The 22263-nt window shown below is 61.7% G+C and carries 20 protein-coding genes; 7 read left to right on the forward strand and 13 right to left on the reverse strand.

The window, feature by feature from the left end; translation table 11 throughout:
- The first annotated feature begins 8 nt into the window (after positions 1 to 8).
- A complete protein-coding gene (locus AB8A27_RS16935) occupies positions 9 to 503 on the forward strand; it encodes a hypothetical protein (protein WP_441242897.1) in 495 nt (164 codons plus the stop codon).
- Between the two features lie 163 nt (positions 504 to 666).
- A complete protein-coding gene (locus tag AB8A27_RS16940) occupies positions 667 to 1053 on the forward strand; it encodes a hypothetical protein (protein ID WP_441242898.1) in 387 nt (128 codons plus the stop codon).
- A 3-nt stretch (positions 1054 to 1056) separates the two neighbouring features.
- Here AB8A27_RS16940 and AB8A27_RS16945 read toward each other — a convergent pair whose 3' ends face one another.
- From AB8A27_RS16945 to AB8A27_RS16995, 11 genes are all read right to left on the reverse strand, one after another.
- Entirely contained in the window at positions 1057 to 1416 is a 360-nt protein-coding gene (locus AB8A27_RS16945; RefSeq protein ID WP_441242899.1) for a hypothetical protein, read from the reverse strand.
- A 96-nt stretch (positions 1417 to 1512) separates the two neighbouring features.
- Complete coding sequence (gene flaF, locus AB8A27_RS16950) at positions 1513 to 1878, reverse strand: flagellar biosynthesis regulator FlaF (protein WP_441242900.1); 366 nt, start codon at positions 1876 to 1878, stop codon at positions 1513 to 1515.
- A gap of 3 nt (positions 1879 to 1881) precedes the next feature.
- Entirely contained in the window at positions 1882 to 2259 is a 378-nt protein-coding gene (gene flbT, locus AB8A27_RS16955; protein WP_115029896.1) for a flagellar biosynthesis repressor FlbT, read from the reverse strand.
- Between the two features lie 256 nt (positions 2260 to 2515).
- On the reverse strand, positions 2516 to 4114 hold the full coding sequence (locus AB8A27_RS16960) for a flagellin N-terminal helical domain-containing protein (protein WP_441242901.1): 1599 nt from the start codon (positions 4112 to 4114) through the stop codon (positions 2516 to 2518).
- A 377-nt stretch (positions 4115 to 4491) separates the two neighbouring features.
- Complete coding sequence (locus tag AB8A27_RS16965; protein WP_441242902.1) at positions 4492 to 6060, reverse strand: flagellin N-terminal helical domain-containing protein; 1569 nt, start codon at positions 6058 to 6060, stop codon at positions 4492 to 4494.
- A gap of 252 nt (positions 6061 to 6312) precedes the next feature.
- Positions 6313 to 7923 carry a flagellin N-terminal helical domain-containing protein gene (locus AB8A27_RS16970; RefSeq protein WP_441242903.1) on the reverse strand — a complete coding sequence of 537 codons (1611 nt, stop codon included), beginning with the start codon at positions 7921 to 7923 and terminating at the stop codon, positions 6313 to 6315.
- A 281-nt stretch (positions 7924 to 8204) separates the two neighbouring features.
- Positions 8205 to 9827 (reverse strand): flagellar biosynthesis protein FlgL, encoded by a 1623-nt coding sequence (locus AB8A27_RS16975; protein WP_441242904.1) that lies wholly within the window; start codon positions 9825 to 9827, stop codon positions 8205 to 8207.
- A 7-nt stretch (positions 9828 to 9834) separates the two neighbouring features.
- Positions 9835 to 11736 (reverse strand): flagellar hook-associated protein FlgK, encoded by a 1902-nt coding sequence (gene flgK / locus AB8A27_RS16980; protein WP_441242905.1) that lies wholly within the window; start codon positions 11734 to 11736, stop codon positions 9835 to 9837.
- A gap of 58 nt (positions 11737 to 11794) precedes the next feature.
- Entirely contained in the window at positions 11795 to 13651 is a 1857-nt protein-coding gene (locus AB8A27_RS16985) for a flagellar hook-basal body complex protein (RefSeq protein WP_441242906.1), read from the reverse strand.
- Positions 13652 to 13883: 232 nt separating this feature from the next.
- A complete protein-coding gene (gene msrB, locus AB8A27_RS16990) occupies positions 13884 to 14390 on the reverse strand; it encodes a peptide-methionine (R)-S-oxide reductase MsrB (RefSeq protein ID WP_441242907.1) in 507 nt (168 codons plus the stop codon).
- Positions 14391 to 14519: 129 nt separating this feature from the next.
- On the reverse strand, positions 14520 to 15893 hold the full coding sequence (locus AB8A27_RS16995; RefSeq protein WP_441242908.1) for an NAD(P)/FAD-dependent oxidoreductase: 1374 nt from the start codon (positions 15891 to 15893) through the stop codon (positions 14520 to 14522).
- Between the two features lie 141 nt (positions 15894 to 16034).
- Here AB8A27_RS16995 and AB8A27_RS17000 point away from each other — a divergent pair, with 141 nt between their 5' ends.
- Complete coding sequence (locus AB8A27_RS17000) at positions 16035 to 16571, forward strand: SixA phosphatase family protein (RefSeq protein ID WP_441242909.1); 537 nt, start codon at positions 16035 to 16037, stop codon at positions 16569 to 16571.
- 59 nt (positions 16572 to 16630) lie between these two features.
- A complete protein-coding gene (locus AB8A27_RS17005; protein ID WP_441242910.1) occupies positions 16631 to 17056 on the forward strand; it encodes a universal stress protein in 426 nt (141 codons plus the stop codon).
- On the opposite strand, the gene AB8A27_RS17010 is transcribed toward AB8A27_RS17005, so the two are convergent.
- Positions 17057 to 17659, reverse strand: coding sequence for a hypothetical protein (locus AB8A27_RS17010; RefSeq protein WP_441242911.1), 603 nt, complete (start codon positions 17657 to 17659; stop codon positions 17057 to 17059).
- 74 nt (positions 17660 to 17733) lie between these two features.
- On the opposite strand from AB8A27_RS17010, the gene AB8A27_RS17015 reads away from it, so the two are divergent.
- Positions 17734 to 18168 (forward strand): hypothetical protein, encoded by a 435-nt coding sequence (locus tag AB8A27_RS17015; protein WP_441242912.1) that lies wholly within the window; start codon positions 17734 to 17736, stop codon positions 18166 to 18168.
- Between the two features lie 69 nt (positions 18169 to 18237).
- On the opposite strand, the gene AB8A27_RS17020 is transcribed toward AB8A27_RS17015, so the two are convergent.
- Positions 18238 to 18744 carry a YciE/YciF ferroxidase family protein gene (locus tag AB8A27_RS17020; protein WP_441242913.1) on the reverse strand — a complete coding sequence of 169 codons (507 nt, stop codon included), beginning with the start codon at positions 18742 to 18744 and terminating at the stop codon, positions 18238 to 18240.
- Positions 18745 to 19135: 391 nt separating this feature from the next.
- On the opposite strand from AB8A27_RS17020, the gene AB8A27_RS17025 reads away from it, so the two are divergent.
- Positions 19136 to 20212 (forward strand): lysylphosphatidylglycerol synthase transmembrane domain-containing protein, encoded by a 1077-nt coding sequence (locus AB8A27_RS17025; protein ID WP_441242914.1) that lies wholly within the window; start codon positions 19136 to 19138, stop codon positions 20210 to 20212.
- A gap of 80 nt (positions 20213 to 20292) precedes the next feature.
- The gene (locus tag AB8A27_RS17030; RefSeq protein WP_441242915.1) at positions 20293 to 22251 is read left to right on the forward strand and encodes a hypothetical protein; all 1959 of its coding nucleotides are present in this window, start codon (positions 20293 to 20295) and stop codon (positions 22249 to 22251) included.
- Positions 22252 to 22263: the final 12 nt, after the last annotated feature.

A 22263-nucleotide genomic window follows, 5' to 3' on the forward strand; every position in this document is an offset into this window, starting at 1 on the left:
ACACCGCCATGCACAACGCGCAACGCCAGCAAGCCGCCCCGATCGCCACACCGCGCTCCGTGGCGACGCCGATGGAAGCCCGCCAGCTCGCCGACGAGCTCATGAAGGTGATGAACGAACTGCTCGCCATCATCGAACAGGAGACGGCACTGGTCCGCAACGGCAGCATCCGCGAGGCCATCAAGCTGGAAGCGCCGAAGGCGGACATCTCGCGTCGTTACATTGCGATGATCTCGCTGCTCAAGATCAGCCAGACATATCTCGCACAGACGACGCCCGACCTGCTTTCAGCCTTGCGCAAACACCACGACGTGTTTCGCGCCATGCTGCAGGTCAATCTGACCGTGCTCGCCACCGCGCATGCAGTGTCGGAAGGTATCGTCCGCGGCGTCAATGCCGAAGTTCAGAAGCGTAATGTCCCGCAGACCTATACGGCGGCCGGTCGACAGGCCCAGCCGGGCCGGGCCAACATGACACCCATTGTCGTCAGCCGGTCACTTTGATTGTATAACTAATCACGCAGCGTGAGCGCGTTTGATGCGCCGCGGCATTGCTATCTTTTGACTTAAATTGCAGCGCGGAAATAAGCACCGGATTCAGCCGTTCGGTGCATAATGTCATTTGGGAACGGGTCGGGATTTATCGAATGGAGCCAGGAGGGCTGCCATGGGTGCCGACTTCAATATCAAACCGGTGGGGGCACCGGTTGCCACACCAGTGATACGACCCGCGCCGGAAGCGGTGCGCGAAGCCGTGCCCACGCAACTCCCCCCTGACAAGACCGTGTCAGCTACTCCTCGCTTGCTGCAGCCCAATATCTCTGCGGCGAACTATCAGCAGATGGATAGCGATCGCATCTCGAAGGAAGTCATCATCGACAAGGGCGCGGGCGAAATCGTCTTCGTGTCTGTGGACAAGAAGTCCAACCAGGTGATCGACCAGTACCCTGAGGAATCGCGCCTGCGTTCCCGGGCCTATCTGCGCGCTATGGACGCACTCAAGCAGGATGCCAAGCTTTACGAGCGACGGATCGAAACCGACCGAAGCGCCTGATCGTCAGACGTCACGCGTCGCAAAGGCCGTGTCGAGATAGGTACCGCCTGTCGCCGCATCCGTGACGACGTTCTTGATCGTCGCCTTGTTCTTCCCTGTCATCTGAAATTTGGCGTCGCCGACACGAAACGAATTGTCCTTGATCAGCACCTGCTGAAACTTGACCGTTCCCTCGCTCTGATACTTCACCTGCGCGCGAAAACCCTCGACCTGCGAGATCGAGATTTCGAACTTCTTGCCGTTGGCATATTTGCCTTCCCAGCTTCCTTTATAGGCGTCGGCGTCCACGGCCACGTATTTTCCAGCCGTGGTAGGCGTCGTCGTCTTGTAGGCTGTCGCCAGGATGCTGAGAGGGTCTGCCATTGCTGCCTTGTGCCGCGCAGTCAGAATCACCGCGCATCTGTGCCGGCAATTAGACGGCTCAGACCGTTAAGCTATCGTTACGGATGTCACTCGGGCTCAGGGACGCCCTGACAATCCCGCCGCAATATTGCGGTTGATATCGATGAGCGCTTGCAGATGTTCAACCTGGCGGATTTGCTGAAGCGCGGTGCACTGCGTCAGAACGAAAATGCCGATATTGGCGATGTTCTGCCGTATCTCGATCGATTCCGGATTCTGGTCATTGAGGGCGTCACCAACGAAGATCGACCAGAGCTTGCGATTGAACAGAAGAGCGTCGTCGAGACCAGCATCGGTATGGTCCCAGTTTGCCACGACGTCCTGAAGCTTGCGCGCTGCTTTGAGGAGAGCCTGCGCTTCAATGTCTCTCGGTGATGCCGTGGTTTGAGCAGTACGCGCATAAGCCTGGGCACCAGTCGACATGCTTCACCTCAGAAGATCTTCTTCCCGCTTGATCAGCGGACGTAATTCCTTGAGTGCTTTGTAAAGCGCGCCGCTTAAAATAAGCTTACTGACCTCCTCAATCGACTCGCGAAAACTCGGCACTGCTTCAATCAATTCCTTGATGAAACCCATATATAGTTCCTGATACGCGGGGATATCGTTCTCCAGATACATCATCTGCACGCAGAGATAGACGCGCTTGACCGGCGTCGTTGCAGTCTCCGCCGTGAGGATGTCCTTTTCACGCATGATCGGCGCATCGCCATCGATCAGGAACGCCGTGCGCGTATCGGAATTGGTGATCACGCTTTGACCGATGATGATTCGTTCACCCGGCTTCAGTTCGACTCGCAAAGGCATTCAGCTCTCCTTCCCCGCAGCGGCCACCAGGCCACATGCAAAGCCAACGGTATCTGGTGCCACGTTTCGGGCGGGCACGCACTATCCAGGAACCCTGAAAATACGCCCGCGATTCGAATAATACCAGCATTCCGCCACGGACGTCTTCAGGCCCGGGAAAGCCACGGCCCGATAATGCGGGCGCCGATTATCCGCCACAAACGGAAAACGGCGGAGTTTCCCCCGCCGTTCGGTAGTCTTGGCGCGGTCACCAGACTTACTGGAGCAGCTTGAGTACGCTCTGCTGCGACTGGTTGGCGAGTGCCAGCGCGGAGACCGCAATCGACTGACGGGTCGACAGCGCCTGGCTGTTGGCGGCTTCCTCGTTGGTGTCTGCCAGCGTCAGGTTCGACGAGCCGGTCTGCAGCACGTTGATCAGGTTCTTCGCGAATTCCTGGCGGATCTGCACGATCGACAAGTTGGAGCCGAGCGCCGATGCCTGTGCACGCAGGACCGAGCTGGAGATGTTAAGCGCAGCCAGCGTGTTGTTCGCCGAGGTGTTGTCGAGGAAGTCCGCGCCCTTGGCAAGCTTGCTAAGGCCGAGACCCGCCGGTGTCAGCGTGGTGCCTGCGATGTTCAGCGTCGACTTGCCGGTCTCGTTGAAGACCAGCTTGAGCTGGTCGCCGCCGAGCAGGTTGATGCCGTTGAACGAGGCATCCTGCGACGTGGTCGTGATCTGATCGATAATATTGTTGTACTGCGCGACGAGATTGGCGCGCGAGGTCTGCGATGCGAAGTCCTGCACCGGCGTCGATGGCACCAGGCCGTTGAACAGCTTGCCGACACCTGCGGCCGTGCCACCGATGGCGCCGATCGTCGACGACGCAGCATCGTTCGAGGTCGTGATGGTCATGAAGCCGGCGGGATCGATGACGGCCTGCAGATTGTTCGGCGCCAGTGCCGCGTTGAGCTGCGCCAGCGTCGAGACCTGACCGCTCGCGGTGCCGAAGGTGATGTTCGTCGGGGTGCTTGACGGATTGGTCGCTGCAATCGTCAGCGTCAGGGCCGGCGGGCCACCCAGGGCCGTCGGACCTGAGGTCCGCGCCTGCGTCACCGACGTACCCAGCCCGAGCCCGGCGAGCGCGGCGGTGTTCGAGCTCGTGATCGACAGATCGGAAGCCGTACCCGTGTGCAGCGTAATCGCGCCGATGGGTGCTGCCGTGTTGACTGCGGAGCCAGCACCACCCGACAGTGCATCGATCTTCGCCAGCAGCGTGGCGACGCTGTCCGTGACGTTGATCTCGTTGGCGCCCGAAGCGCCCGAAGCTCTGAAGGTTAGGCTCTGACCATTGACGGTGATGGTGTCGTTCGCCGCGAAACTGGTGGCAATCGAGTCGGAGGCAGCAGCGCCCGACAGCAGCGTGGCGCCGGTGATGGCAACGGCATTCTTGTTGTTCGCAACAGTACCGACATAGGTGTTGTCGGTCTTCGTGGATGTACCCAGCAGGTTGTCGGCGGTCGCACCGGGATTGATCGGCGTCGTGAACGACGACTTGGCGTTATAGCCGACCGGAATTTGCAGCGCCTGGTTGGCGATCGACTTCGCGGTATCGACCAGCTTCTGCAGGGAGGTGATGCCGGTATTGGCCGCCTGCAGCACCTGCACGCCGTTGCCGATGCCGTCGAGCAGGGCGTTGATGTCACCGGCGCGGCTATCGAGCCCTGCTGCCGTGAAGAAATTCGTGGGGTTGTCGAGGGCAGTGTTGACCTTCTTGCCCGTCGCAAGACGGTTCTGCGTCGTGGACAAGAGATCCGCAGTGGATTGCAGCGACAGCAGGTTCTGACGAACCGAGGCCGAGAGAACAATGCCTGACATATGGAAACCTTCCTGTTCCCCGCGCAGTCGACCTTCAGGTCGCACAAGCGCATGGTGCATCTGACGAGAATCGTCTCGCCGCGATGCTGCCGGTTGAATTTGACGCCCTTCTGGAAGAGGAATCTCGGTCCGCCTTGCGGCGATGCCCGGATTAACGCGGCCGATTCTCGGCCTACCTGCTTCCTAATCAGGCCGAATATGACCGACGACCTTTTAAGATATGGTTAACAGCGGATTAAGGCTTTCGCGAAACTGTCCCAAAACGGTAAAGGCCCGGAAAGCTCAAGCTTTCCGGGCCTTTACCGTTGATCGAACAACGAAAAACGGCGGGGCTTTCTGCCCCGCCGCCTGGTTTTCGTATGATCAGTGCGCCGGGATTAACGGAGCAGCTGGAGCACGCCCTGCTGCGACTGGTTGGCCAGCGACAGCGCCGAGACGGCGATCGACTGGCGGGTCGACAGCGCCTGGCTGTTGGCCGCTTCCTCGTTCGTGTCGGCAAGGGTCAGAGCCGACGCGCCGTTCTGCAGCACGTTGATCATCTGCTTCGAGAAGTCCTGACGCATCTGCACGACCGACAGGTTCGAACCGAAGGCCGAAGCCTGCGAACGCAGCTTGGAGCTGGCGTTGTTCAAACCGGTCAGCAGCTTGTTGGTACCGGCGTTGTCCAGGAAGTCGCTGCCCTTGGTCAGCGACTGCAGACCGAGACCGGCCGGATCGAAGGTGACGCCGGTGATGCTCAGCTTCGACTTGCCGGTCTCGTTGAAGGTGAGAGCCAGCGTGTCGCCGTTGAGCAGGTTGACGCCGTTGAAGGATGCGTCAGCCGCAGTCGTCTTGATCTGATCGATCACCGTGTTGTACTGGGCAACCAGGCCAGCACGGGTGTTCTGCGCGTTGATGTCCGCGACCGGACCCGAGGTGTTCAGCGCACCGAACAGCTTGCCTGCGCCAACCGCCGTACCACCGAAGATCGAGCCCTTCGTCAGGTCGAACGACGCCTCGTCGTTGGTCGTCTGGATCGTCAGCTTGCCGGTCTTGTCGTCGATCGACGCCTGCAAGTTGCTGGTGGCCAGTTTCTTGTTGAGGTCGTCGAGCGTGTTGACCTGACCGGCGGCCTTGCCGAAGGTGATGGTCTGCGGAGCGCTGCCGTCGATCGCACCGATCGTCAGCGTCTGGCCTGCCTTCGTGCTGGTCGGAGTAGTCGTGCCGGCGGTGAGGCCGAGTTTGCTCAGTGCAGAACCACCGAGGGTGATGCTGTCGGTCGTGTTGCCGGCGGTGAGCGTGAGTTCGTTACCGGTGATCGCCGCGGTCGCGGTGCCGCCACCAAGAGCCGTCTTGAACGCATCGAGCAGGTCCCAGGTGGAGCTACTCGCCGCATCCGTGTTCAGATTGATCGTGCCATCAGGATCGGTGATGACGGCCGCGCTCGCTGGGCCAGCAGCCGTGATTTTGATCGTCGTGCCATTGACAATCAGCGTATCGTTAGTCGCAAAGCCGCCGCCAGCCGGAAGGGTCAGACGCGCATGAGCTGCAAGCGCTCCTCCGGTCGAGCCGGTCAGCGTGGCAGCCGTATCCGGTGGGAGCAGCCTGTCGGCGCTCGCCCCCGCAATCGTCGTTGAGAACTGCGACTTGGTCGAATAGCCCGTGGTCGCCTGCAGCGCCTGGTTGGCAATCGACTTCGCGCTATCGACCAGCTTCTGCAGCGAGGTGATGCCGGTGTTGGCAGCCTGAAGGATTTGCACGCCGTTGCCGATGCCGTCGAGCAGGTTGCTGATGTCGCTAGCGCGGTTGTTCAGGCCCTGGGCCGTGAAGAAGTTGGTGGGGTTGTCGAGCGCCGAGTTGACCTTGTTGCCGGTCGCGAGGCGGTTCTGGGTGATCGAGAGAAGATCTGCGGTCGACTGCAGCGAAAGCAGGTTCTGCCGAACGGATGCCGAAAGCGTAATCGACATGTTTTGATACCTTCCTGGTAGCAATATGGCGCCCTTCATGGGCGCAGCGGCACAATCAGGCCGCGCCTGTTAAGACTCTCTAAAAATGGAACCCGGAAAACAAATCCTTCGCGTGTATTTTTCCATTTTTGTCCGCTCAGATCGAGCGATTGAACAAACCGGTTGTCCCTCCTCCCTCTTGTGAATTCACAACGAAAAACGGCGGGGCTTTCTGCCCCGCCGCCTGGTTTTCGTATGATCAGTGCGCCGGGATTAACGGAGCAGCTGGAGCACGCCCTGCTGCGACTGGTTGGCCAGCGACAGCGCCGAGACGGCGATCGACTGGCGGGTCGACAGCGCCTGGCTGTTGGCCGCTTCCTCGTTCGTGTCGGCAAGGGTCAGAGCCGACGCGCCGTTCTGCAGCACGTTGATCAGGTTCTTCGAGAAATCCTGACGCATCTGAACGACCGAGAGGTTCGAACCGAAGGCCGAAGCCTGCGAACGCAGCGTCGAGCTGGCGTTGTTCAGCGAGGTCAGGAGCTTGTTGGTGTTCGCGTTGTCAAGGAAATCGGTACCCTTGGTCAGCGACGACAGACCAAGACCCGCAGGATCGAAGGTCACGCCCGTGATGCTCAGCTTCGACTTGCCGGTCTCGTTGAAGGTGAGAGCCAGTGTATCGCCGTTGAGCAGGTTGACACCGTTGAACGACGAGTCAGCGGCAGTCGTCTTGATCTGGTCGATCACCGTGTTGTACTGGGCAACCAGGCCAGCACGGGTGTTCTGAGCGTTGACGTCAGCCACCGGGGCCGAAGTGTTCAGCGCACCGAACAGCTTGCCTGCGCCGGTCGCCGTACCGCTGATGAGGCCGCTCGCCGTGAGATCGAACGAAGCTTCATCATTCGTGGTCTGGATCGTCAGCTTGCCGGCGGTGTCGATCGAGGCTTGCAAGTTGCTGGTGGCCAGCTTCTTGTTGAGGTCGTCGAGCGTGTTGACCTGGCCGGCGCCCGTGCCGAAAGTGATCGTCTGCGGAGCCGAACCATCGATCGCACCGATCGTCAGCGCCTGACCAGCCTTGGAGCTGGTCGGGGCAACCGGCGTCGTGGTTGCGGTCAGGCCCAGAGAGGCCAGTCCGTTGCCGGCGAGCGAGATCGTATCGGTCGTGTTCTTGGCCTTGATGGTGATCGCGCCAGCCGTGATCGACGCCTTGTCAGCGCCGGTCGCACCGGTGATCGCGTCAACCGAGTCGAGCACGTCCTGCACCGTGAGGGTGCTGCCGGCGCCGACGCCGATGGTGAAGCCGGTGGTGGCATCGCCCGTCTTGGTCGTTGCCGCGGTCGAGAACGTGATATCCACGCCGTTGACAGTGATCTTCGAGCCGTTCGCCGGGGTCGCGGCGAGCGTATCGGAGGTCGCCGCCGACACAAGCCCGGTGGCGCCGGTGATCGCAACAGGGGAGGCAAGGTTGTTGTTCACCGCAGTACCACTGACCGTCGCAGCGGTGTCCGCATCGCCGAGCAGGTTGCTGGCAGTCGCGCCGGTGATCGTGGTGGAGAACTGCGACTTGGTCGAATAGCCCGAGGTCGCCTGCAGCGCCTGGTTGGCGATCGACTTGGCGGAGTCAACCAGCTTCTGCAGCGAGGTGATGCCGGTGTTGGCAGCCTGAAGGATCTGCACGCCGTTGCCGATGCCATCAAGCAGGTTGTTGATGTCGCTGGCGCGGTTGTTCAGGCCCTGAGCCGTGAAGAAGTTGGTGGGATTGTCGAGCGCCGAGTTGACCTTGTTACCGGTCGAGAGGCGGTTCTGGGTGGTGGAGAGAAGATCCGCGGTCGACTGCAGCGAGAGCAGGTTCTGACGAACGGAAGCCGAGAGTGTAATGCCGGACATGTTTGGTTACCTTCCTGGTAGACACAACGAGCGACCTTCTTGGTCGACACGGGGAAGATGACCTGCAGGTTCTAAAATTGCGTAAAGGGAACTGTGCCGATTTGATGCGCTCTATGCGTGCATTTAATTACCTGCACTCGCCCCGAAAACGACAAAGCCCGACTCGTAAAAGTCGGGCTTTGTCGTTTGTTATCAGCGCTTTTGTGTAGTTGGGAGTTTGACTTCCCGGACTTCGGCGAGGCTGCCAGAACCCGGCGAAGTTGTAAACGCGAAGCAACCCGTTAAAGAAACTTAACCAAGCTCATCTGATAAAGATTTGACGTTGTCTGGTACGAAGCCTGCAAAGCGGTCTGCAGCGCCAGAATTTTGGTCGCGACCTCATCGTTATTGATGCCCTCGATGGAGTCGAGCATCGTCTGGGCCATCGCCTTGGTCTGCACCTGGCGATCCGTGGTCGACTTGATCGATGCCTGCGCGCCGGCGAAGTCGGCCTGGATGTCCTGGATCGTCTGTTGGCCAGGGATAGCCGCCAGGTTCTGCGCTACGCGCTGGTTCAGCGCTGCGATCTGCGCATTGGCGTTCTTTGCATAAGTCGCATTGTTGAGTTGCGCCGGATCGACGGCCACGGCCGCGAACACCGCAACTGTCTGTAGTTGCGAGCGCAGGGCCTGCTCGTCGGCACGCGCGCCATATTGCACCGTGATCGATGTATCGATCTGGGAGACTGCCGATCCGCGGGCCGAGCCGTTGGAGGTCGTGTTCTGCTCGCCCTGATACCAGATCACGGTATTGTCGGCCGTTCCGGCGACGAGCGTGGTTGCAGAGCCAAGCGGCGTCGAGCCGACGCGCAGCGGCGGCTGATCGAAGAAATTGTCGCCAGCCTCGATCGCAGATGCCGCCACCATCGGCCCGTTGGCGAGATCCTTCATGGCGCTTCCCAGCGCAGTATTGAGATTCGCCGCGGTGACCGTCGAAGACGGCGCCACCGGCGGAACGGCGTTCGGCTGACCGGGATCGATCAGGAACGAATTGGCCGGCAGGGGTGTCTGATCCGATGCGGTCAGGACGATATCTTCCTTCGTGCCATCTGGCATCGTGAAGGTGAACTTGACCTGATCGCCGACATTCGGGTTGGTCGCGCCGAGATCGACCGACATCGATTTTGCCACCGGCGTTGCTGGTGGCGCAGGCGGAACGGTCACAGGCAGATCGACAGGCTGAGTAACTGTCGCTCCGGCAATCGTGGTGGACACACCTGTGACCTTCATGCCGAACGGCTGCGCCGCAGCCGGCGGCGCCGGCGTCACATCCTCTTCGGAAATCACCACCGAGGTCGCCGGGGTTCCGACTGCGCTGCCAACGCGCCCGTTCCCGTTGACGCCGAGGTCGGCCGTCTTGCGTTCAGCGATCACCTGCTTGAGACCGGCGACGAGCGCACCATTGCCATTCATGATCTGGTCGGCGGGCGCGACAGGCGCGGTATCGGTGGCGCGGCCGGAAAACAGGTAGCGGTCGCCTGACCGCGCATTCAGCATATCGACGGAATCGAAGAAGCCGAGCGACGCGGTCTTCTGGCCCGGCGTCTGACCGGTATTGTCGAAATTGCTGCCGGCGCTGACGGCGGCGCCTTTGACGTCCGATCCGATCGCCACCAGCCGCTGCAGCGACAGATTTGCCACGCCGATGCGCGTGTTCAGATTGACGGCAGTATCGGCATAGGCCGCAACGCCGCTGATCTGCGCGCGCAGCGCGATCGCGAGGCTGCGACCGCTGCCCTGCCCTGCATAGGTGTTGGAGATCTTGCCGCTCGACAGCTGCTGCGTCAGCGTGTCGAGCTGATCGCGCAGACTGGTAATTCCGGATCCGATGTATGATGTGCGTGAGCCGACACCGCTGATCGTCATGATTACCTCAGAATGCCTGCATCAGGGTTTTGTACAATTCGTTGACCGTCGACATCACGCGCGCATTGGCCGAATAGGCGTTTTGCAACGACAGCAGATGCGCCATCTCGTCATCCATATTCACGCCGGACGCGTCCGCCATCTTCTTGTCGAGTGTGTTGAGAACGACGTTCTGGCCATCCGCGAGTTGCTTGGCGGAATCCGCCGCAGCGCCCTGTTGCCCGACGAACTGGCGCATATAGCTCAGCAGCGTTCCCTTGAACGGCGCCGCATCGCTGCCCGTTCCGGTCGACGGCGAATAGGTGAAACTGGCATTGTTCAACTGCTTGAGCAGGAGGGCCGACCGCGTCGTGTCGCCTGCTGCCGTCGATCCGCTATAAACCACCAGCTTGGAGGGATCGGCGACGATCGCACTGTTGATCGTCAGCCGTCCAGCGAGACCGGCCATCTGCGAACCGTTCTTGCTGATGCCACCGCTATAAGCGGCGCCGTTGTCAGTAAACAGCGCCAACTCCGGGCTGCCGTTGCTCAGATCGGTGGGACCTTGCGTGACCGTCACCGACGCCGCATTGACGTTAGAGAATGCGGGATTGTTGACAACGGTGAGCGCGCCGGCCGTGCCGCTAAACGTTGCCTGGCCGCCAAGCGCCGCGTTCAACTGATTCAGAACCGAGCCGAAGCCCGAAGAGAAATCGATACCGATGACCGTGTCGTTCGGATCGGTCGTTGCCGTGTTCGACAGCGGCAGCACGCTGGGATCATCGACCCGCATGAACGAAATTTCGCGCTGCGTGTTGGTCGCCGTATCCGTATACGTGAAGTGAATGACATTGCCCGGCTTCATCTGCGACACATCGAGCGTAAAGCCGGTCGGCGTCCCTGCCGGCAGCGCCGTCGGCGGCACCGTCGGCACGGGAAAGACGCTTCCAGCTGTCGTCTTGTCCGAGAGCGCGCTCGAGATCGACGCTGCGAACTGATCGAGCTGGTTCTGCGCCTCGACAAGCGTCTTGTCGCGAAGTTCGGTATATGCAGCGATCGTGCCCGACTTGATAGCGCCGGCAGCAGTCAGGTCGATCGATCCGCCGTTCGGAAATTCGATCACCACCGAGCCGAGATTGCTCTTGCTGGGATCCGCATTCCACGTCGTGCCTGCCGATACCGTACCCTGGGCATTGAACGCCAGTGTCGCCGCTTCATTGCCCACCAGCTGCACACCGGAACCGGTGAAGATGGTGACCTGATTGGCGCCATTGGTGGTGACGCGGATATCCATCAGCTGCGATAGCTGCGTGACATATTGATCGCGCTGGTCGAGCAGCGCTGCAGTGTTGGAATCCGTCGATGTTCCGCCTTGCGGATTGGCCGTCAACTGATTGTTGATCTTGGCAATCTGCTTCATCAGAGTGTTGGCGGTCGTGACGGAATCCTTGATGCCGTTTTCCGCCGCGCTGCGCAGGTTCTGAATGCCCTGCGTCATCGAATTCAATTGTTGCGCGAGTGTTTGCGCGGCATTGAGAACGCCGATCCGCGCTGACTGACTGTCCGCGCTCGTTGACAGCGCCTGCACTGCCGTCGTCAGGGCGTTGAAGGAATATTCGAGCGAGCCGACTGACCCAGGATCGCCATAGAGGCTCTGCATCTGCTGCAGGAAGGTCGAACGGAGCGAGGCGTAGCCCGCGCCCGACGTTTCGGTGCGGAGCTGCGCCTGGATGTACTGATCGAGTTCGCGATTGACGCCGACGGTGCGGACGCTGCTGCCGTTGCCGGAATTGACCGCGACCTGATCCGTCGACTTGCGAATGTAGCCGGGCGTTTCCGCATTGGCCACATTCGAGGAGACCAGCGACATCGCGGCCTGATTGGCGCGCAGGCCGGACATGGCGATGGAGAGTGCGTCGTTCAGACTCATAACTAACTGTCGCTCTCAAGGTTCACGCGGGAAGAAGGCCGCGGATGCGGCCTTGCGATTAGCGCATCACGTTCAGCAGATCCTGAACCATGGTATTGGTGGTCGTGATCACCTTGGTATTGGCCGAATAGGCTTGCTGGGTGACGATGAGCTTGGTGAATTCGTCGGCGATGTCGGTGTTCGACGACTCCAGCGACGAGCCGGAAATGCTGCCACCCTTGCCGTACAGCGCCTCGCCGGATTCGTTGGTAGTCTCGAACGCACCGCCATCGATGCGCTTGAGGAAGTTCGCGCCGTTGAAGGTCGCAATGCTGACTTCAGCGAGATCGATGTTGCGGCCGTTGGAGTAGCTGCCGACCACACGTCCTTCATTGCTCACCGATACGCTCTGGAGCTGACCCGCAGCATAGCCGTCCTGCTCGAGCTGGTTGACCTGGACGTTACCGTTGGTGTCGGCGAATTGCGTCAGACCACCCGTGCCGAACGCCATGGTGACATTGCCGAGCGCCTTGCCCGAGACGGTCAGGCCGGTCAACGTGATCTGGGCGACGACCGGCTGCATCTGGCCGTTCGGCCCGAACTTGAAGTCGGTGCCGACATTCTGCCAGGCAGGGCTTGCGCCCGTGGCCGCGGGATCGGTCTGGTAGAACAGGTTCCAGGTATCCGTTCCGCCCTGCGTAGCAGACTCGACCTTCGCCCACCTGAATTGCAGGCTGACCGGTGCACCGTTGCCGTCATAGACCGTCTTGGCGCCACCGCTGATCGATTCATCGAGGAAGGTCTGGGAGTCACTGCCGATCACGATGCCGGTACCCGCCGTGCCGCCGCCCGAACGAAGACCGGTGACGGTGCCGGTGAAACCGAGAGCCTGGAAGCCGGCAACCGCCGTGGTCGTCGAACCTGCCGCCAGCGTAAAGTCGTTCGCCGTACCGGAGTTCAACGTGATCACGCCGGTGGCGGACACGCTCGATAGCGGCGACGTGTTGCCGGTCGCGGCATCGATGGCGGTGAGCACATCGCCGACATTGGCGGTGTCGATAGGGATGAAGGTCGTGCCCGGCACGGCCGCGGGAGCAACGGCACCCGTGTAGAACGAAATCGTCTTGGTCGTGGTGACACCGGCATTGGTGGTCTTCAGCACGAGTGTATCGCCGTTTGCGAAGCCGACCGGCAGCGTATCGCTGCCTGACACCGGCGCCAGCAGGGTACTCGCCGAGATCGGCGCCGGCGTCGTCGCGTAATTGTTGCGCGCGTTTCCGGCAACACCCGTATTGCCGAAAGGCGTTGCAGCAGTGCCCAGCACGCGCGGGTTCGACACGAAGTCGGCCGATCGCAGCAATTCGGAACCAGGCACCGACGTCTGATGCTTGGTGGTCAGCGGATAGCTGGCGAGGTTGGCGCGGTAGTCGATCTTGGTGGTGGCCTGCGACGGCAGGAAGTCATTCTGGAAGCGCAGCACTTCCGGCGTACTGCCGGCCGGGTTGCCGGTCGAGGGATCGATCTTGACGCCCTGCAGATAGTAGCCGGCGCCGTTGACGAGATAGCCGTTCTTGTCGAGCGAGAAGTCGCCGCGACGGGTGTATTTGTTAACGCCGTCAAAGATCGGCGTGGAGTCGGAGACGTTGCCCGGCTTCTGCACCGCAAAGAAACCGTCGCCGTTGATGGCCATGTAAGTCGCGACCGACGACGACTGCACCGAACCCGCGATGGTGTTGGTGCTGCGCGATTGCGCCGTGACGCTGCCGGCCACCTGCGCGGATGTGCCGGCATCGGGAATGAGGTCGAGGAAGCTGGTATCGATCCGCTTGAAGGCGGTGGTCTGCGAGTTCGCGATGTTGCCGGAAATGTTTTCCAGCGCATAGGAGTTCGCCCGCAGGCCCGCAACGGACGTGGTGAGAGCGCCGAAGATACCCATTACATCGTCTCCAACTTCGATCCGGGCGGCCGCCGGATGGTGCCAAATTCACAGCCGCTGTCGGAGGAGATGTCGCAAGCCCCGTGCCAAGGGGATAAAACCAACGAATTCAACGCACTAAACAAAGTACCCCGGTCCACGGACCGGGGCACAATTGCCTAGCGAGGAAATATTTGCCGGATCGGTGCCTGATTTCGCCGGGTTCTGCGTAGTTGCTCAGGTCGCCCAACTCTCACGTCGCGGAGGGCGCAGCCGGTTTGAAGATCATCGCGAAGCCGTCCATGCAATAGCGCAGGCCGGTCGGCTTCGGACCGTCGTCGAAGACGTGCCCGAGGTGACCGCCGCAGCGACGGCAGTGGATCTCGGTGCGAACCATGCCGAACGTCGTATCCTTGCGCTCACCCACGGCATTCTGCAGCGGCTGCCAGAAACTCGGCCAGCCGGTGCCACTGTCGAACTTGGTCTCCGACGAGAACAGCGGATTATCGCAGCCGGCGCAGGCGAAGATGCCCTTGCGCTTTTCCTTGTTCAGCGGGCTCGAAAACGGCCGCTCGGTGCCTTCCTTGCGCAGGATCTCGTATTGCTGCGGCGTCAGCTGCTTGCGCCATTCCTCATCGGTCTTCATGACTTCGAACTTCTCGTCCGAGGCAGCCCGCGCCGACGACCCCGTCAGCCATTTCAGCGACAGCAATCCTCCCAGGCCAGCAACGGTCGTCAAAAGAAAGCGGCGGTCGATCATGGTTGGTCTCCCTGACAATCGAGACAATCATCTCGTTCGCCTGAAATACGGGCGGACGAGCCGGAAGTTACACGCCGGTTCCGAAATATTACTCACGTTTAGTTGCGCGCCGGAACCGGGCGGATCGGCCTAGCCCGGCTGCGGGCCCCGCGTTCCCGCGCGCAGATTGGCCTCGGCCAGCCGGGCCTCGCGAATCCGCTCCCGCGCCCGCGCCCGCTCGCGATACCGCGCCAGCGTGCCGGCCAGCGCCGAGCCTTGCCGCTCCCATAACCCGACCGCGTGGCCGACGAACCGCCCGGTCGTGCCACCCGCCCAGACCAGTTCGAACGGCGCGAACAGCTTGAAGCGATCGTCGTAAGCCAGCATACCGCCAGCGATCAGCTGCCCGGCCATCGCCGTGGTGTTGAGACCCCGGTGACTGAAGCCGCTGGCGACCCACAATCCCTGCCGGAGTTGCCCGATCTGCGGCATGCCATGGACGGTCTGTCCGAGCGCGCCGCCAAAGGTCTCTGCGATAGCAACCTTGCCCAGCGCCGGAAACACGGTCCGGATGCGCCGTGCGATGGCGCCGGCATAGCGCTCCGGCCGTCCGGCCCAGGTTGTTTCCGGGCTCGACCACATCAGCCGATCACCTTCGACAATACGGAAATGGTCGACGCCGTCGCTATCACTGACCGAGCCCTGAAACGTCACCGCCTCGGCAAGACGCTCACCGAGTGGTTCGGTGATGCCTGCATAGCGCCACACCGGCAACAGCGTGTCCGACAACCGCTGCGCCGGCGCTCCGAGATGGATGTTGCCGGCCAACACGATGTGTGTGGCACGCATCCGCGCCGACGGAGTCATGATGCGTTTGCGGATGCCACCGGCATCGATGCTGACTACTGGCGTATCCTCGAAGATCCGCACACCGGCCTGTTTCGCCAGCGCGGCGAGACCCAGCAGATATTTGCGGCCATCGATCTGGAACGCCTTCGGATAATGCACGGCGTGAAAGTAGCGTTTGGTTTTGAGCACGTCGCGGACGCGGTCGATCTGCCAGCCTTCCACTTCAGTATCGAAATCTTCGCCGAGCATCTGCAGGCGTGCGATCAGGTGATCGCCGACATCGACATTGGAGACTTCAAGTGCGCCCTCGGACAAACCGAGACCGGGGATCAGGTCATCCGATGCCTGGGCCCGGACGTAATCTGCGCCCTGCTTCGACAGCGCCCACAACTCACGAGCGTCCTCCAGGCCAACACGCGCAATCAGATCGGCGAGCGGCAGGCCAAAGCCCGGCATCACGGTTCCCAGCTGGTTGCCGGACGCGTTCCAGCCGACATGACGCCCTTCGAGCACCGCGACGCTTGCACCCAGACGCGCCGCTTCCAGCGCAATACTGAGCCCGGCGAGCCCGGCCCCGACCACGCAGACATCGACATCGAGGCTGAAGGTCAGCCGCGCCCGGTCGGCGTCGGCGACCTCAGGTCCAAATGTCACGCTTGCGGAAGGGGCGGTCATAACGTTTTCTTACGGACAGGTGGCGCGCTTGTCACCTTGTCCTCACGGTTCATGTCCATTAATCCGCAGACCTGACGTCTGGCGCAACCGCGCCGCCTGCCCCGCTACTACCTCTTGCTCTTGCCGAATCGAGATCGCGCCATGCGCCGTTTACTGCTGCTGCGTCACGCCAAGACTGAAACGGATGCGCCGAGCGGCAAGGATTTCGATCGCAGGCTGGACGACCGCGGCCGGCTGGATGCGGCTCTGATAGGCGCCTGGCTCAGCAGAAACCCGCCCCTGCCCGATCTGGTCTGCGTCTCCACGGCGGTACGCGCGCAGCAGACCTGGAGCCTCGTGGCCGCGGCGATGCCGGCGGCGAAACCGACAATCGCCAACCTTGATGAACTCTATGGCGCCGGCCTCTCTGAATTGCTGGCGGTGATCCGCGGCGCAGCCGTGGAAGATCCAGAGCAGCTAATGCTGGTCGGCCACAATCCCGGTCTGCATGAAATGGCGCTCAGCCTGATTGGCAGCGGCGATGCCGCAGGCCGGAAAGCCCTTGCCGACAACCTGCCGACCGGCAGCGTCGTGGTGATCGACTTTCCCATCGAGGACTGGAACGACGTCGCCTTCCGCGATGGACAACTTGTGCAATTCGTCAGTCCGAAACTGCTGAAGCGCGCCGCGGGCCAATAAGCCGCGCCCATCGGAACCCGGTTTGTGCTATCCTTCTCCGGACGACGATGGAGGTGCGCATGTACAAATCCATTCTGGTCCCGATTGATCTGGCCGAAACCGATGTGGCTAAGCCCGCGATCGCCCAGGCCGCAATACTGTCGCAGACCTTCGGCGCAACCGTCCGGCTGCTCAACGTGATGCCAATGACGCCGGTGATGCTGGCGGAATATGTCCCGGCGGATTTCGACACCCAGCAACTGGAATCGTCGCAGGCGGCTCTGGCAGCGGTCGCCAGAGATTGCGGCATCGACGGCGCCCACGTCTCCAGCGTGGTGCGACAGGGCGGCATCTATCACGAGATTCTCGAAGAGGCCGCGGCGGTCAAGGCCGATCTCATCGTGATGACATCGCATCGCCCGGCGATGCGCACCTACTTTCTCGGCTCCAATGCCGGCCATGTGGTACGCTATGCGAAATGCTCGGTGCTGGTGGTGCGGCCGTGACTACGGCAACAGCTCGGATGGCAGGTCATCGAAACTGTAGTTGCGCGGCCTGTTGCGCAGGATGAAGCCGCCTATTTGCCAACCAAACAGAGCTGCAAAACCGGCGATGAACAGGACGCCGCCGAACTCGCCGATGGCGACCGCGCGCGCCAGCAATCCGGCCATGGCGATGGCAACGAGCCCGATGACGGCAAGACCCGCATTGTATATCCACGGCCGCAACCCGCCGGTCAGCACGATGCGGCCCTCGGCTCCAGCAAGGCGTTTGTGCAGTTCGACGATGAAGGCGCGGTAGTCACGATCCTGTGGCTCCATCAGCGCCACAGTCTGCCAAGTCGTGGAGAGAATAGCGATCCGCTCGCCCGACTCATTGCCGATATCGGCGCGAAACCGCCGCGACTGCATCGAGACCGGCCGGTAGGACAGCCTGACGCTCGATATATCCGCATAGGGCCAGACGCCAGATTTGCGCCCCACATGGAACGAGAGCCCCTGCTCGGTAAGCTCAAACCGATGTGCCGAACCAACCAGCGACGCCTTGTAGGCATAGGTCGTGCCGTCGGACGCGGCGACATTCGCCGAGAAGCCAGATCTCTTGAACACGTCTACCCCGCTGCTGACCGCCCGTCCCCGCACGTTGCTTGCGTGGCAGCCCCGACGTCCTTTACAAGCTCCGCATGGCCGAGACGACCACTTTTCCGCGCCGCCTGATTCTGGCCGGCGCGATGATGTCAGGATTGCTGCTGGCGCTGGCCGTGCACATGCTCGGCCAGCGTTTCGGCCTCGACCTCGGTGGCCTCTGGCGCAACGATCCCGACAATTTCATGCCGATCGGATCGGCCTTCGCCTGGTGGTTGATTGCGGCGATGGCCTTTGTCGGCGGCTATGTCACCGCGAACCTGCTGCACAGCGCAGCATCCGGTCGCATCCCGCAGCGCATGCGGCAGTTTCTGATCGCCATCGGCGTGTTGTTTCTGGCCGGCGCCGGTCAGGCGGCCTCGGCACCCAACGCAATACCAACCGCTTCAGGTGTTCTGGCCAGTCTTGCCGCCCTCGGCCTCGGCGGCGTCATGGCGTTCTGCGGCGCCCATTTTGCGCTGCGAAAGGCGTAGGCAAAGCTCCAAAAAAATCGCGCAGGCTTTCGCCCGCGCGACGGTTCTATGCCGTGTGATCTACCGCGATCAGCTTGCGGCGCGCATATTGACCTTGCCTTCGGCCAATGATGTCAGCTTCTTGTCGGTGGTCTTTTCCTCATCGAGCGTCTTTTGCAGCACGGCCGCGCAATCGTTGCGGCCAAGCTGGCGCGCCCACGCGATCAGGCTGCCGTAACGCGCGATCTCGTAGTGCTCGGCCGCCTGAGCCGCATTGATCAAAGCGGCGTCGAGTACCTTCTTGTCCTCGACTTCCCCGGCGGTCTCGTCGGCTTCCTTGATAATACCGTCGATCGCTGGGCAGATGACCGCCTTCACTTCGACACCGTGCATGGCGAAGACCTGCTCGAGCCGCTGCACATGCACTTCGGTTTCTTGCAAATGCGTCTTGAAAGCCTGCTTCAACAGTGGCTCTGCAGCCTTGTCGGCCATTTCCGGCAGCGCCTTCAGAAGCTGTTTCTCGGCATAATAGATGTCCTGCAGCTGGTGCACGAACAGGTCATCCATTGTCTTGATGTCCTTGGTGAACAGTCCCATCGTTTCAATCCCGGTGTTCTGGAACGGGGTGGCCGCTGCGGCGCATTGTCCCGTTCGGTTGCGATAGGCCGGTAACCACCGATATCGGGACGTGTTCCTGGCACGGGCTTGATATGCCGCATGGAACATTCGGCTTGCCTGCCTATATGAAATGCAGGACGAATGCTTCGAGATTATCTTGCAGGACCGGGGCTTTGCAGCCAGCGCGGGTATGTGGCGACCTTGCGGCGCGGCATTAACGCTGGCGCTGTCAAGGACTGCACAACGGAACGTTTTTGCCGTAAGGGTTTGGGCTTGATGAGTGAACTTCGCGTATGAGTGAATTGGTCGCCGCTTGCCGCCTGTTACCCCGATCGGCTTTCCACCTGTTCGCGCTCCGCCGGGAGGACGAATGCAACGATTGCTGACCGCGTTCGGGCGCGGCTTCAAGCAACACGTCGGCTGGAAACGGCTGGGTGTTGTCGCGAGCCTGATCGTCATCGCCCTCGCCATCTCCCATCTGGTGCATACGCTGAAGGGTCTCGATACCGCCAAGATCCTGGCGGCGATGGCCGCGAAATCGACGATGCAAATCGCCATGGCGACGCTGTGCGTGATCGGCGCCTTCTGCACCCTCACTTTCTACGATTTCTTCGCGCTCAGAACGATTGGCAAGAAGCATGTGCCGTATCGGATCGCTGCGCTGTCGGGCTTCACCAGCTACACCATCGGCCACAATATCGGAGCCACCGTGTTCACCGGCGGCGCCATCCGCTTCCGTATCTATTCGGACTACGGATTGAATGCCATTGACGTCGCCAAGATCTGCTTCATCTCCGGACTAACCTTCTGGCTCGGCAATCTGTTCGTGCTGGGCATCGGCATGGTCTGGCATCCGCAGGCCGCCTCGGCCATCGATCTCCTTCCTAATGCCATCAATCGGCTGATCGGGTTCGGCTGCCTGGCCGGCATCATCGGCTATCTGATCTGGCTGTCCGTCGGCAAGCAACGCCGCGAGCTCGGTCAGAACGGCTGGAAGGTCGTCCTGCCCTCCGCCCAGTTGACGCTGCTGCAGATCGCCATCGGCGTTGTCGATCTCGGCTTCTGCGCGCTGGCCATGTATCTCCTGATGCCAGATCAGCCCTATATCGATTTCGTCTCGCTGGCTGTGGTGTTCATCCTCGCCACCCTGCTGGGCTTCGCCAGCCATGCCCCCGGTAGCCTTGGCGTATTCGACGCCGCTTTGCTGGTGGCGCTGCCGCAGTTCCGTCAGGAGGAGCTGGTTGCCACCGTGGTCATGTTCCGGATCCTGTATTTCATGATCCCGTTCGCCATCTCGATCTGCATCATGGGCACCCGCGAAATCTGGCTCAGTGTCATCCAGCCGTGGCACAGGCGCCGCCTGGATGACCGCAATGAACGTCGCGAGATCGAGCCCGCCCCGGTCGTCGTGCATGAGCAGCCATTGAAGCGTCAGTCACAGGGTTGAATCAGTAGCGGGCGCGCCACGCCGCGCGTCCGGCCAATCGATTTCTTACTTCCGCCCCATACGTGACGTTCAACACCGCCATGGCCCCCATTTATTTCAGACGTTCATTGATCAACCTCGCCGTGCTGCTCGGCATGCTGGGCGCGCTGCCGGTCGGACCGGCCGCCGCGCAGGGCATGGCCAACAGTTCGATCCAGATCTCCTGGGAAGTACGCAACCGCTTCAGGTTGTTCCGCGAAGAACGTGACTTCCAGCTCCATGTCGACGCCATGCGCAACCGCAGCGTGCTGGCCGCCGAACAGGTTTTGGGCGTGCAGAGCGATGGCCGCGGCTGGGCGCGCAACACCGTCAACCGGCTGTGCATCGATCTGGCTGGAAAGGTCGGCGAGCCCTGCACCCGTGACGCGGTCAAGGAAAGCTACCTGACGCCGACCGAACATCCGATCACAGTCCGCCTGACCGGCGACGTACCAGTCGGCGCGATCTGTGCCTGGACCTTCGATGACGGCGAAGGCCCGCGGCAATCTACCCTCGACTGCGCCGAGCCGATCAATTTCCGCGCCATCTATGGTCGCCGCACGGTAGCGACCGTGGAGGTCACCAGCGGCGCCGAGGCGCCTGTGCGTGTCAGCGCCGACATCGCCGTGCGCGACATCCTGATTGCCGGCCTCGGCGATTCCATTGCGTCTGGCGAAGGCAATCCGGATCGGCCGGTCGCGCTGTCCGATGATGGCTTCTGCTTCCGCTCTTATCTCGGCGGGCCCAGCGGGCAGTTCTATCGGCCGAGCCGCGCCGGTTTCAAAGGCGGCCGCTCCTGCGACTCCTATGAGTCGCTGCAGTCCTGGCAGCGCGCGGGTGCCCAATGGCTCAACGCTGCGTGCCACCGCTCGCTCTATAGCTACCAGACCCGCGCTGCACTGGCGCTCGCCGTGCAGTATCCGCACATTGCCGTCACCTACCTGCCGCTGGCCTGTTCGGGCGCGACCATCGCCGATGGATTGCTGGGCGGACAGCGCGCGCGCGAGTGCCTCACCACGAAGAATGCGAGCACCTGTGCGGGCAGCGTCAATGCGCAGATCGCCGAACTGCGCGAAGCCATCACTGCCGCCAAGCGCCGCCAGCCGGCACGCCGGCTCGATCTCGTGCTGCTGTCGATCGGCGCCAACGACATCAACTTCTCGGGTCTGGTTGCCGACGTCATCGTCGATAACGCCACCGAACGTGCGCTGTTCAAGCGCGGCGGCATTCTCGGCTCGGTCGAGGACTCTCGCAGCGCGCTGGTGAGCGAACTGCCCTCCAGCTTTGGCAAGCTGCGGGAAGCCCTGAAGCCGCTGCTCGGCGGAGACATGTCGCGCGTGGTGTTTACCGCTTACGCCAACCCGACTTTCGCCAATGGCGCGCCCTGCCCCGGCGGCCCAGCCGGCTTCGACGTGCATCCGTCATTCTCAGCGGATCCGCGGCGGCTGGCCAATGTCGCGAACTTCGTCGAGTCCGAATTCCTGCCGCAACTGAAATCCATCGCGCTGTGCCAGGGCGGCGTACTCTGTCGCAATCCCGAAGCCGATCGCATGACCTTCGTCGATCAACATCAAGCGAGTTTCGCCAATCACGGCTTCTGCGCACGCTCATCGTCTGATCCCGAATTCGATCGCGCCTGCTTCTCGCCCAAGGGCGACAGTTTCGAGAGCAGTCTCGTCGAAGCTGCGGCGCAGCCGATGGTGTGCGGTCGCGGCGCCAGCGAATTCCGTCCCTATCTGCCGCGCGGCCGCTGGATCCGCGACGCCAATGACAGCTACTTCGCGGCGATGACCTATCCGCAGGGCTATTCGGCGGCGATCCAGCCGGCCGATATCCATGACGCGACCTGGGGCATTCTCTCCGCCGTCTATGGCGGCGCCATCCATCCCACTGGCGAAGGCCACGCCGCAATGGCCGATGCCGTCGTGCCGGCAGCGGCGAGCGTATTGCGATTGGGGGCTGAAGCTGACGTGACGAACGAGCCGCTGGCACCGATGGTGCTGCAGCCGGCCGCGCGATAGGACAATCAGCTC

It is taken from the genome of Tardiphaga sp. 768_D3_N2_1, assembly GCF_052076105.1.
Taxonomy (GTDB): Bacteria; Pseudomonadota; Alphaproteobacteria; order Rhizobiales; family Xanthobacteraceae; genus Tardiphaga.

Coding starts and splice junctions, on each gene's coding strand:
- AB8A27_RS17025 (WP_441242914.1), top strand. CDS start 19,136: ATGCAACGATTGCTGACCGCGTTCGGGCGCGGCTTCAAGCAACACGTC.
- AB8A27_RS17015 (WP_441242912.1), top strand. CDS start 17,734: ATGGCCGAGACGACCACTTTTCCGCGCCGCCTGATTCTGGCCGGCGCG.
- AB8A27_RS16940 (WP_441242898.1), top strand. CDS start 667: ATGGGTGCCGACTTCAATATCAAACCGGTGGGGGCACCGGTTGCCACA.
- flaF (WP_441242900.1), bottom strand. CDS start 1,878: ATGTCGACTGGTGCCCAGGCTTATGCGCGTACTGCTCAAACCACGGCA.
- AB8A27_RS16985 (WP_441242906.1), bottom strand. CDS start 13,651: ATGGGTATCTTCGGCGCTCTCACCACGTCCGTTGCGGGCCTGCGGGCG.
- AB8A27_RS16935 (WP_441242897.1), top strand. CDS start 9: ATGCACAACGCGCAACGCCAGCAAGCCGCCCCGATCGCCACACCGCGC.
- AB8A27_RS17030 (WP_441242915.1), top strand. CDS start 20,293: ATGGCCCCCATTTATTTCAGACGTTCATTGATCAACCTCGCCGTGCTG.
- AB8A27_RS16975 (WP_441242904.1), bottom strand. CDS start 9,827: ATGACGATCAGCGGTGTCGGCTCACGCACATCATACATCGGATCCGGA.
- AB8A27_RS17005 (WP_441242910.1), top strand. CDS start 16,631: ATGTACAAATCCATTCTGGTCCCGATTGATCTGGCCGAAACCGATGTG.
- AB8A27_RS17020 (WP_441242913.1), bottom strand. CDS start 18,744: ATGGGACTGTTCACCAAGGACATCAAGACAATGGATGACCTGTTCGTG.
- AB8A27_RS16995 (WP_441242908.1), bottom strand. CDS start 15,893: ATGACCGCCCCTTCCGCAAGCGTGACATTTGGACCTGAGGTCGCCGAC.
- AB8A27_RS16945 (WP_441242899.1), bottom strand. CDS start 1,416: ATGGCAGACCCTCTCAGCATCCTGGCGACAGCCTACAAGACGACGACG.
- AB8A27_RS16960 (WP_441242901.1), bottom strand. CDS start 4,114: ATGTCAGGCATTGTTCTCTCGGCCTCGGTTCGTCAGAACCTGCTGTCG.
- flgK (WP_441242905.1), bottom strand. CDS start 11,736: ATGAGTCTGAACGACGCACTCTCCATCGCCATGTCCGGCCTGCGCGCC.
- AB8A27_RS17000 (WP_441242909.1), top strand. CDS start 16,035: ATGCGCCGTTTACTGCTGCTGCGTCACGCCAAGACTGAAACGGATGCG.
- AB8A27_RS16970 (WP_441242903.1), bottom strand. CDS start 7,923: ATGTCCGGCATTACACTCTCGGCTTCCGTTCGTCAGAACCTGCTCTCG.
- flbT (WP_115029896.1), bottom strand. CDS start 2,259: ATGCCTTTGCGAGTCGAACTGAAGCCGGGTGAACGAATCATCATCGGT.
- AB8A27_RS16965 (WP_441242902.1), bottom strand. CDS start 6,060: ATGTCGATTACGCTTTCGGCATCCGTTCGGCAGAACCTGCTTTCGCTG.
- msrB (WP_441242907.1), bottom strand. CDS start 14,390: ATGATCGACCGCCGCTTTCTTTTGACGACCGTTGCTGGCCTGGGAGGA.